Source organism: Corallococcus praedator (genome assembly GCF_003612125.1).
In the GTDB taxonomy this organism is placed as follows: Bacteria; Myxococcota; Myxococcia; order Myxococcales; family Myxococcaceae; genus Corallococcus; species Corallococcus praedator.
Genome location: NZ_RAWI01000666.1, coordinates 1 through 2,684, shown reverse-complemented (window position 1 = coordinate 2,684; position 2,684 = coordinate 1). Strand labels below are relative to the sequence as shown.

Here is a 2,684-nt window from a genome sequence, read left to right as displayed (position 1 = left end):
GTACAGCAATGCGCCCCACAGCTCCCAGACGGAGAAGTCGAACGCGTACGAGTGGAACAGCGTCCACACGTCCTTGGGCCCGAAGTGGAACTTCGCGTCCGTCGCGCTGAAGAGCCGCGTGACGTGGCCGTGCTGCACCATCACGCCCTTGGGACGTCCGGTGGAGCCCGACGTGTAGATGACGTACGCGAGGTCGCCCGGAGCATTCCGGTGCGCGGGCCGTTCAGACGAAGCTCCGGAGGCCATCGCCGCTTCGAATGTGAGCACGGAGGTGCCGTCCACGGACGGCACGCGTTCCTCCAGTGACGCCTGGGTGAGGACGAGCGGCGAGCGCGCGTCTTCCAGCAGGAAGGCCAGGTGCTCACGCGGGTGCGCGGAGTCCAGGGGCAGGTACGCACCTCCGGCCTTGAGGATGCCGAGCAGCGTTACCACCAGCTCCACGCCGCGCTCCAGGCACACGCCCACGAGGACTTCCGGGCCCACCCCACGCGCTTGGAGCACGTGGGCCAGCCGGTTCGCCCGGGCGTCCAGCTCGCGGTACGTCAGCTGGCGCAGCTCGAAGCTGACGGCGATGGCGTCCGGGGTGCGGTCCACCTGCGCTTCGAAGCGCTCCACCAGCGTGCCGGTGGCGAACGGTTCAACAGGCGGGTTCCAGCCGTGGAGGACCTGGTGACGCTCGGACTCCGTCATCACGGGCAGCTCGGAGAGCTTCGTCTCCGGGGCCGCCACCATTCCGCCGACGACGTTCTCCACGTGGGAGAGGAGTCGGTCGATGGTCTCGGGCTCGAAGAGGTCGGTGGCGTACTTGCAGCCGATGAGCAGTCCGTCCGGGCCGGGTGCGGCCTCGAACGTCATGTCGAGTTCGGTGGTGCGGTTGTCTAGTAGCCCCACGTCCAGCGTCAGTCCACCGCCCACCGGCTGGGCGCGCGGAATGGCGTAGTCGTCCAGGACGAAGGCGATGTTGTACAGCTCGCGCCGCTGCGAGCCCGGCTGCACAGCCGCGAGTACGTGGTCATAGGGCACGTACCCGTGGGCCAGCGCATCCAGCGTCGTCTGCTTCACGCTGGAGAGGAGCCCCGACACGGTGGTGTCAGCGGGCAGGCGCAGACGCAGCGGAAGGAAGTTGGTGCAGTCGCCCACGAGGGAGCGAGTGCCCGGCACATCGCGCCCGGACGTCGCGGAGCCGAGGATGAAGTCCGTCTGGCCGCTCCACCGGTGCAGCACGGTGGCCAGCGCGGACACCAGCATCATGAAGGGCGTCGCGCCTTCACGGCGGCCCAGCGCGTTCAGCTTCGCCATCAAGGGCGCGGGCAGCACGCGCAGCCTGCGGGCACCGTGGGAGGACAGCCGCTGGGGGCGAAGCTTGTCGGTGGCCAGGGACAGCAGGGACGGCGCGCCGGAGAGCGTCTGCTTCCACCACGCCAGCTCCGGGGCCAGGGCCTGGGGCGTCAGGTACGACTGCTGCCACGCCGCGAAGTCGCCGTACTGGAGCGCGGGCTCGGGCAGGGGCGAGGGGCGCTCGTCCCCGAAGGCCCCGTAGAGGGCGGCCAGCTCGCGCGAGAGCACCGCCACGGACCAGCCGTCCGCGATGAGGTGGTGCACGAAGACGAGCAGCACGTGGTCATCGGGCGCGAAGCGCAGCAGCACGAAGCGCAGCAGCGGCCCGGTGAACATGTCCATCGGCTGCTGGGCATCACGCACCGCCCACGCATCCAGCACGGCCTCGCGTGACACGGAGTCCTGGCTGACAACGTCCTCCACCGTCAACGACACGGGAGAGGGTGCGTGGACCTGTTGGAACAGCACGCCGTCCCGCGCGACGAAGGTCGTGCGTAGCGCTTCGTGGCGACGGACCAGCTCGTTCAGCGAACGCGACAGCGTCTCCGGGGCCAGGGGGCCCCGGAGCGAAAGCGACACGGGCACGTGGTAGGCGGTGGACTCCGGCGCCAGTTGCTGGAGGAACCACAGGCGCTGCTGGGAGAACGAGGCCGGTGTCAGCCCCGCCGAAGCCGAGCGACGCTGCACGGGAGGAAGCGCCGCGAGGCCCGTCGCGGTGCTGCCCTGGGCCAGCGACGCCACGAGTCCCTGGAGGGTCACGTCCTGCAACAGGGTCGCGGCGGAGACACGCATCCCCAGACGCTTCTCGATGCGTCCCTGGAGGTCCGCGGCCGCGAGCGAGTCCATGCCCAACTGCGTGAGCGGAACGTCCGAGCCCTGAAGGCCGGCCTCCGCCCCGAGGACCGCGGTCAGCTCCTCGCGAAGAATGCGCTCCAGTTCCTCCACGGAGCGGGCAGGGGAGGCCGAGACCTGGGCCACAGGGGCCGAAACACCCGAGGGCACTCCGACCTGATTCGCCGTCGCCCCAACCGCAGCCGAGGCATCCGCGATCGCACCCGACTGATTCGCCGTCGTGCCAGCCGAAGCCAAGACGTCGTCCACTGCCGAGGCGCCTGCGAGCGCACCGGGCTGACTCAGCGTCGTACCCACCGAAGCCGTGGTCTCCGCCGCACCGGCCTGCTCCACCGTCGGCGCCTCAGACACAAGCACCGGAGTCCGTACCAACGGCTCCGCACCCGCCGCCTCACTGCGCCACAGCACCGCGAGTTCCCCGGACACCAGCGCCGCACGGCACGCGAAGCGCTGAATCTTCCCGCTCGACGTCTTGGGCACCGCCCCCGGAGGCA

Annotated in this window: 1 protein-coding gene; it reads right to left on the bottom strand. The window is 70.2% G+C overall.

Translation table 11 applies throughout. From position 1 onward, the window contains the following. Positions 1-2,684 (bottom strand): condensation domain-containing protein (locus D7Y13_RS40595; RefSeq protein ID WP_147452626.1); only part of this gene is annotated, 2,684 nt, incomplete at both ends.